This window comes from Escherichia sp. TW14182, assembly GCF_000208525.1.
In the GTDB taxonomy this organism is placed as follows: domain Bacteria; phylum Pseudomonadota; class Gammaproteobacteria; order Enterobacterales; family Enterobacteriaceae; genus Escherichia; species Escherichia ruysiae.
The window spans coordinates 1-8206 of the sequence record NZ_AEJZ01000072.1; the positions used below are offsets into that span (position 1 = coordinate 1).

At 48.3% G+C, this 8206-nt stretch carries 9 protein-coding genes; 5 read left to right on the plus strand and 4 right to left on the minus strand.

Annotated features, from left to right (window positions below; genetic code table 11):
* Positions 1-191 precede the first annotated feature (191 nt).
* Positions 192-995 carry a 2,5-didehydrogluconate reductase DkgB gene (dkgB, locus tag EQY_RS0107125; RefSeq protein ID WP_000997006.1) on the plus strand — a complete coding sequence of 268 codons (804 nt, stop codon included), beginning with the start codon at positions 192-194 and terminating at the stop codon, positions 993-995.
* Here dkgB and yafC read toward each other — a convergent pair.
* Positions 992-1906: a DNA-binding transcriptional regulator YafC gene (yafC, locus tag EQY_RS0107130; RefSeq protein ID WP_000648557.1), complete on the minus strand. Its 915-nt coding sequence runs from the start codon at positions 1904-1906 to the stop codon at positions 992-994. The genes dkgB and yafC overlap by 4 nt on opposite strands.
* A gap of 240 nt (positions 1907-2146) precedes the next feature.
* On the opposite strand from yafC, the gene EQY_RS0107135 reads away from it, so the two are divergent.
* Positions 2147-2947, plus strand: a complete 801-nt coding sequence (locus EQY_RS0107135) for an endonuclease/exonuclease/phosphatase family protein (RefSeq protein WP_001230983.1) — start codon at positions 2147-2149, stop codon at positions 2945-2947.
* 77 nt (positions 2948-3024) lie between these two features.
* Complete coding sequence (locus tag EQY_RS0107140) at positions 3025-3795, plus strand: class I SAM-dependent methyltransferase (protein WP_000211733.1); 771 nt, start codon at positions 3025-3027, stop codon at positions 3793-3795.
* Positions 3796-3842: 47 nt separating this feature from the next.
* Here EQY_RS0107140 and mltD read toward each other — a convergent pair whose 3' ends face one another.
* The gene (gene mltD, locus EQY_RS0107145) at positions 3843-5201 is read right to left on the minus strand and encodes a murein transglycosylase D (RefSeq protein ID WP_000644688.1); all 1359 of its coding nucleotides are present in this window, start codon (positions 5199-5201) and stop codon (positions 3843-3845) included.
* Positions 5202-5272: 71 nt separating this feature from the next.
* Positions 5273-6028: a hydroxyacylglutathione hydrolase gene (gene gloB / locus EQY_RS0107150; protein WP_001052782.1), complete on the minus strand. Its 756-nt coding sequence runs from the start codon at positions 6026-6028 to the stop codon at positions 5273-5275.
* A gap of 33 nt (positions 6029-6061) precedes the next feature.
* Here gloB and EQY_RS0107155 point away from each other — a divergent pair, with 33 nt between their 5' ends.
* A complete protein-coding gene (locus EQY_RS0107155; protein ID WP_010344979.1) occupies positions 6062-6784 on the plus strand; it encodes a class I SAM-dependent methyltransferase in 723 nt (240 codons plus the stop codon).
* On the opposite strand, the gene rnhA is transcribed toward EQY_RS0107155, so the two are convergent.
* A complete protein-coding gene (gene rnhA / locus EQY_RS0107160) occupies positions 6781-7248 on the minus strand; it encodes a ribonuclease HI (protein ID WP_000917883.1) in 468 nt (155 codons plus the stop codon). The genes EQY_RS0107155 and rnhA overlap by 4 nt on opposite strands.
* Positions 7249-7312: 64 nt before the next feature.
* On the opposite strand from rnhA, the gene dnaQ reads away from it, so the two are divergent.
* Positions 7313-8044 (plus strand): DNA polymerase III subunit epsilon, encoded by a 732-nt coding sequence (gene dnaQ, locus EQY_RS0107165; RefSeq protein ID WP_001366128.1) that lies wholly within the window; start codon positions 7313-7315, stop codon positions 8042-8044.
* Positions 8045-8206: the final 162 nt, after the last annotated feature.

Consider the following 8206-nt stretch of genomic DNA (forward strand, 5'->3'; position numbering starts at 1 on the left):
CGCGGGTTCGAGTCCCGTCCGTTCCGCCACTTATTAAGAAACCTCGAGTTAACGCTCGAGGTTTTTTTTCGTCTGTATTTCTATTATTGCCAAAATCGCAAAAATCCTCTGCATTTTACGCTCTTTTTCCGCAATAGTCTGAAGCCCATAATCATCTCAGTTAACGAACATAGCATTAGAAGAGGCATATTATGGCTATCCCTGCATTTGGTTTAGGTACTTTCCGTCTCAAAGACGACGTTGTTATTGCATCTGTGAAAACGGCGCTTGAACTTGGCTATCGCGCAATTGATACCGCACAAATCTATGATAACGAAGCTGCAGTAGGTCAGGCGATTGCAGAAAGTGGCGTGCCACGTAATGAACTCTATATCACCACTAAAATCTGGATTGAAAATCTCAGCAAAGACAAACTGATCCCGAGTCTGAAAGAGAGCCTGCAAAAATTGCGTACCGATTATGTTGATCTGACGCTAATCCACTGGCCGTCACCAAACGATGAAGTCTCTGTTGAAGAGTTTATGCAGGCGTTGCTGGAAGCGAAAAAACAAGGGCTGACGCGTGAAATCGGTATTTCCAACTTCACGATCCCGTTGATGGAAAAGGCAATTGCTGCTGTTGGCGCTGAAAACATCGCTACCAACCAGATTGAACTCTCTCCTTATCTGCAAAACCGTAAAGTGGTCGCCTGGGCTAAACAGCACGGCATTCATATTACTTCCTATATGACGCTGGCTTATGGGAAGGCTCTGAAAGATGAGGTTATTGCTCGTATCGCAGCTAAACACAATGCGACCCCGGCACAAGTAATTCTGGCGTGGGCAATGGAGGAAGGCTACTCAGTAATACCGTCTTCCACTAAACGTGAAAACCTGGAAAGTAATCTTAAGGCACAAAGTTTACAGCTTGATGCAGAAGACAAAAAAGCGATCGCCGAACTGGATTGCAACGACCGCCTCGTAAGTCCGGAAGGTCTGGCTCCTGAATGGGATTAAGCCTCTCTGACAGCTCCTGCGGGAGCTGTTTTTATATGCTCGCTAAGGAAATCGATAAAGGCCCGGATGCGAGTACTTACCGCGCGGTCGCTGTAATAGACGGCGCTGAAGGGCATTTCCACTGGCAACACTTTATCTGCCATTAACTCCACCAGTTCACCACGAGCAATTTCTCTGTCGATCATATAGTCGGACAAACACGCAATCCCGTTGCCACTCAGGCAAAGCTGTTTCAGTGTTTCTCCACTATTGGATGACAAACCGTACTTCACCTCATGTAATTGTCCATCACTACAGGCTATCGGCCAGGTATTGAGGGAAGCGGGTTCAGTAAATCCCAGGCAAACATGTTGCTTTAAATCGTCGATAGTTTCTGGCTTCCCGTAGCGGGCAATATAGTCGGGGGAGGCGATAATTTTTCGATAACTGTTAAATAACGGCCTGGCTCGTAAGCTGGAATCCGTTAACGTACCGGCGCGAATCGCGACATCCACTTTTCTTTCGATCAAATTAATAATCGTTTCGGAGGAGACTAGCGATAAAGTGACTTCCGGATAGCGTTCGCGGAAAGGCTTAATTAACGGCATCAGAAAGTGTAGTACCACGGGGGTTGCGGCATCGATCCGTAACAGTCCGCGCGGTGTATTACGCGTCTCCATAATTTCTGATTCTGCCGCTGCCATCTCCTGCAAAATTGACTGTACGCGACGAAAATAACGCTCGCCTTCTTCCGTCAGGCTAAGTTGTCGTGTGGTTCGATTAAGTAGGCTGACGCCAAGTTTCATTTCCAGCTTTTTTACCGCACGGCTGACTGCTGAGTTTGCTTGCCCTAATTGTTCCGCTGCCCGGCTAAAGCTGCCGCTTTCGACGACCGAAACAAAAATGGCGAGTTCTTCCGACGTGGCTTTCATTTTTGCTCCTGTTGCAAAATAGAAGAGATATTTTGAATTTATTTGTTATTAAACCATCAGGATACGTAATATGTCATCCGATTTAATGTTCTCAATAATGAGCAAAATTCTGTGCGGTGTAAGCACTTGCTTACATAACAATATACAATTGCTCGTTGAAAGAGTGAGCTAAAATCCCTATAACAGTAGAACCCTCCCGAGTGCGGAAGGGTTGACGTAATAGAGGTTTCAAAGTCAAAAGTGCGAAAAAATACCTATGCCATGCGCTATGTAGCCGGACAACCTGCGGAAAGGATCTTACCGCCGGGGTCATTTGCGAGCATCGGCCAGGCATTACCACCCGGAGAACCGTTAAGTACCGAAGAGCGTATTCGGATCCTGGTGTGGAACATTTACAAACAGCAACGCGCTGAATGGTTGTCGGTATTAAAGAACTACGGCAAAGATGCACATCTGGTGTTATTGCAGGAAGCGCAGACAACGCCAGAGTTAGTGCAGTTTGCGACCGCTAACTATCTTGCTGCCGATCAGGTGCCCGCTTTTGTTCTGCCACAACATCCTTCCGGCGTAATGACCCTTTCGGCAGCGCATCCGGTGTATTGCTGCCCGTTACGCGAACGTGAACCTATTTTACGTCTGGCGAAATCGGCACTGGTGACGGTCTATCCATTACCTGACACCCGCCTGTTGATGGTAGTCAATATCCATGCGGTCAACTTCAGTCTGGGCGTGGATGTTTATAGCAAGCAGTTGCTTCCTATTGGCGATCAGATAGCCCACCACAGCGGTCCGGTCATTATGGCGGGAGATTTCAATGCCTGGAGCCGTAGAAGGATGAACGCGTTATATCGCTTTGCGCGAGAAATGTCGCTGCGCCAGGTGCGTTTTACTGATGATCAGCGCCGCCGGGCGTTTGGTCGCCCGCTCGATTTTGTTTTCTACCGTGGTCTGAATGTCAGCGAAGCTTCCGTACTGGTTACGCGCGCTTCTGATCACAATCCGCTACTCGTTGAATTCAGTCCCGGCAAGCCTGATAAATAAGGTATGTCAGGTCTGCCACAGGGCAGACCAACGTTTGGCGCTGCCTTTTTATACTCAAACAACAAAAGGACAGTGCAATGACAACACAATCCCACCATGAGCACGTAGAAAAGCAATTTAGCTCGCAGGCCAGTGAATATTTAACCAGTGCCGTGCATGCATCCGGGCGCGACTTACAGCGCCTGGCGGCGTGTCTGGCAGAGTATGCTGACGCTTGCGTACTTGATATGGGCTGTGGAGCAGGACATGCCAGCTTTGTCGCTGCGCAAAACGTGCAGGAAGTGGTGGCGTATGACTTATCTTCCCAAATGCTGGATGTTGTTGCACAGGCTGCAGATACCCGACAACTGAAAAATATCACCACCCGCCAGGGGTATGCCGAAAGCCTGCCTTTTGCCGATCACACCTTTAATATTGTTATTAGTCGTTATTCTGCTCACCACTGGCATGATGTCGGTGCGGCATTGCGTGAAGTGAATCGGGTCTTGAAGCCCGGCGGTATGCTGATTGTGATGGACGTAATGTCTCCGGGTCACCCGGTACGCGATATTTGGTTACAGACGATAGAAGCATTGCGCGATGCTTCTCACGTGCGTAATTACGCCAGCGGTGAGTGGTTGACGTTAATCAATGAAGCATATCTGCTTGTCGATAATGTGATCACCGATAAATTACCTCTGGAATTCTCTTCGTGGATTGCGAGAATGCGTACGCCAGAAGTGTTAGTGGACGCTATTCGCGTTTACCAACAGAGCGCATCGACAGAGGTGAAAACGTATTTTGCCTTGCAGAATGATGGCTCTTTCACCAGTGATATCATCATGGTTGAAGCACATAAAGCGGCATAAATAAAAAAGGCACCGGGGGAATCGGTGCCTTTCTGTTATCTGGTTTGTCAGGAATCTGGCATATTGTTGTTTTTCACAAACAACGTCAGCTTGTCGCCTGGTTGCAGATTCGCAGTATCGCTGTTCCAGCGCATCACATCTTTGATGTTTACGCCGTGACGCTTAGCAATGCTTGAAAGCGAATCACCTTTGCGCACACGATACGTAATGCTATCGCTGTTGTTTGCCAACCGCTGTGCGCTACTACCAGCGCCAATTGTCAGACTTTGACCTGGTTTCAGCTTAGAACCGCGCAGATTGTTCCACTGCTGCAAATTCTTTGTGCTTACGCCGAGACGTGAAGCGATGCTTGAAAGCGTGTCGCCAGAGCGTACGGTGTAAACGCGGCTATTAAGCGGCGTATTGTCGGCAACCAGTGTCGACTGTACGGCAGCAATTTCGCCTGAAGCCAGAGATTCACGCAGTTGATCTGCATGTTTCTTTGGCACCATCACGTACTGTGGACCACTTGCGCCCAGCGTGGAGCCTTTCACGCCAGCGTTGAAGGTCTTCAGTTTGCTGACGGAAATTCCCGCCATATCTGCAACCTTCGCCATTTCAACCGGGCTACTCAGGTGTACACGCGCCAGAGCACGGCTTTCATCGGTCGTCGGCAGACGTACACCATAACGCTTGCTGTTTTTGAGAATATCACTCAATGCCAGCATCTTAGGCACGTACTGCTTCGTTTCCTGCGGCAACGGTAACGACCAGAAATCCGTGGATTTCCCACGCGCTTTGTTCGTTTTAATTGCCTTCATGACCCGACCTTCGCCGCTGTTATAAGCCGCTACGGTCAGAAGCCAGTCGCCGTCAAACATTTTGTTCAGACGCTGCATCATGTTCAGCGCGGCAGTTGTTGAAGCAACAACATCGCGACGCGCGTCATAATTGCGGGTCTGTTTCAAACCATAATTGCGCCCCGTGCTCGGAATGATCTGCCAGATGCCTGCGGCATTGGCGCCAGACGTCGCGTGAGGATCAAAAGCGCTCTCCACTATGGGTAGTAGTACCAGTTCCATAGGCATGTTACGTTTTTTAACTTGCCCGGCTATCCAGTACATATACGGCTCTGCCCGTAAAGTTACATCGTGGAGATAGCTCTTATTGCGTAAATATTTCTGTTTCTGTTCGCGAATCCGGTCGTTTTCCGGAATTCCCATCTTTAGCTCGTCGCCTATGAAAGCCCACAAGTCACCATCCGGCGCGATAGACGTCCCATCGTCCATCCATCGTGCCTGACTTGTAAACTTTGCTGCTTCCCCTTGACCAGCTGCAGAAAGGCTCTGTGCGTGCTGTTGAACGTTACCAGTGCTCTGGCAACCCACGAGCAGGACAGAGGCGAGTAATATCGCTTTTGCCTTCATGTGTGTGTCAATAGTTGCTTAAAAGACGACCGATCATAACGGCGAACGAAGCTGATGACAAGAAAGTTTTATCAGAATCTATCTTTCTTTGACCTTAACCAGGCAAAACGTTCTTCAGGTTGTTGCAATAATGTTTCTTTATTAATTACATTAATTAAATCAATATCTTCTGTTCTCAAAAAAACATTATTTTGCCGCTCATTTTTCAGAATTACGGGTAGTGTTATTTGATTTTTTGCCCGTAACTCCTTAACTTTACGATAATAATCATTTATAGACAAATCGTGCGGAAGAATGCTCAAAGCAAACTTCATATTTGATAAAGTATATTCGTGAGCGCAACACACCAGAGTATCGTCAGGAAGTTTACTTAATTTTTTAAGTGATTGATACATCTGTAATGCAGTGCCTTCGAATAGTCTACCGCAACCGCCAGAAAACAGAGTGTCGCCACAAAATAGATAAGGTTCGCTAAAGTAACAGATATGTCCTAAAGTGTGACCTGGCGTAGCAATTACACTAAATTCATGCCCCAAAACGAAGGCAGTATCGCCATCTTTGACTACCTGCGTTGCTCCCTTATCTTGTGTCTCTTCTGGCCCATACACCACAATTTGCGGATACTTTTCTACCAGTTCTTTTACACCGCCAACGTGATCGTGGTGATGGTGGGTGAGGAAAATCGCTACTGGTTGCCAGTTGTTAGCTGAAATCGCCTTTAATACGGGTTCTGCCTCTCCTGGGTCGACAATCAGGCAACGACCTGCTTCATCAGACAAAACCCAGATGTAATTGTCATCAAAGGCGGAAATACTGTTAAGATTCATATATTACCTCTCAGTGCGAAACGGAAGGTTGTGATGAAACCGGCAAGGATCCCCCAAACTGTCGTGGCTCCTGATTGCTGGGGCGATTTGCCCTGGGGAGAGCTTTATCGCAAGGCGCTGGAACGCCAGCTCAACCCGTGGTTCGCTAAAATGTATGGTTTTCATCTGCTTAAGATTGGCAATTTAAGCGCAGAAATCAATTGCGAAGCGTGCGCGGTTTCTCATCAAGTGAATGTTTCAGCGCAAGGAATGCCCGTCCAGGTGCAGGCGGACCCACTTCATCTTCCTTTTGCCGATAAATCCGTCGATGTTTGTCTACTGGCGCATACATTGCCGTGGTGCACCGATCCGCATCGTTTATTGCGCGAAGCCGATAGGGTATTGATTGATGATGGCTGGCTGGTTATTAGCGGCTTCAATCCCATCAGTTTAATGGGATTACGCAAACTTGTGCCGGTATTGCGAAAAACATCGCCCTATAACAGCCGGATGTTTACTCTGATGCGGCAACTGGACTGGCTCTCTTTGTTGAATTTTGAAGTGCTACACGCCAGCCGTTTCCATGTTCTCCCGTGGAACAAGCACGGTGGAAAACTATTGAGCACGCACATTCCTGCGCTTGGTTGCTTACAACTTATTGTTGCCCGGAAACGGACTATTCCTTTAACGCTAAATCCGATGAAACAGAGTAAAAACAAACCGCGAATTCGCCAGGCGGTCGGTGCCACCCGGCAATGTCGTAAACCACAGGCTTAAACTTCGACTTGATAGCCCGTATCTTCCAGCGTGGGATTCATTGCCGCAGCACGAGCCAGTTCATCACAGCGTTCGTTTTCCGGGTGTCCGGCATGGCCTTTTACCCATTCCCATTTGATTTGATGCTGTCCCAGCGCGGCATCAAGACGTTGCCAGAGATCGACATTTTTTACCGGTTTTTTGTCTGCGGTTTTCCAGCCACGTTTTTTCCAGTTATGGATCCACTGGGTAATCCCCTGGCGGACATACTGGCTGTCGGTACTCAAAATGACTTCGCAATGTTCTTTTAACGCTTCCAGCGCGACAATAGCAGCCATCAACTCCATACGGTTATTGGTGGTGCGGGTGTAGCCTGCGCTAAAGGTTTTCTCGCGTCCGCGATAACGTAAAATAGCGCCGTAACCCCCAGGTCCTGGATTACCCAGACACGAACCATCGGTGAAAATTTCTACCTGTTTAAGCATCTCTGGTAGACTTCCTGTAATTGAATCGAACTGTAAAACGACAAGTCTGACATAAATGACCGCTATGAGCACTGCAATTACACGCCAGATCGTTCTCGATACCGAAACCACCGGTATGAACCAGATTGGTGCGCACTATGAAGGCCACAAGATCATTGAGATTGGTGCCGTTGAAGTGGTGAACCGTCGACTGACGGGCAATAACTTTCACGTTTATCTTAAGCCCGATCGGCTGGTGGATCCGGAAGCCTTTGGCGTACATGGTATTGCCGATGAGTTTTTGCTCGATAAGCCTACGTTTGCCGAAGTAGCTGATGAGTTCATGGACTATATTCGTGGCGCGGAGCTGGTGATCCATAACGCAGCGTTCGATATCGGCTTTATGGACTACGAGTTTTCGCTGCTCAAGCGCGATATTCCGAAGACCAATACCTTCTGTAAGGTCACCGATAGCCTTGCGGTAGCGAGGAAAATGTTTCCTGGTAAGCGCAACAGCCTCGATGCGTTATGCGCCCGCTACGAAATAGATAACAGCAAGCGTACATTGCACGGGGCATTACTCGATGCCCAGATCCTTGCGGAAGTTTATCTGGCGATGACCGGTGGCCAAACGTCGATGGCTTTTGCGATGGAAGGTGAAACACAACAGCAACAAGGTGAAGCAACAATTCAGCGCATTGTGCGCCAGGCAAGTAAGTTACGCGTTGTTTTTGCGACGGATGAAGAGCTAGCAGCGCATGAAGCTCGTCTCGATCTGGTGCAGAAGAAAGGCGGAAGCTGCCTCTGGCGGGCATAAATACATGTAAAAGGTGCTAAAAATAGCGAGTTGGGCGATTTTTGCAGCAAACGATTCAAAAGATGAGAAAAACAATTGACGAAGGGCGAGGCAATCCGTAGTATTCGCCTCGTTCCCAACGGAATAAAACGCGGAGCGGTAGTTCAGTCGGTTAGAATACCT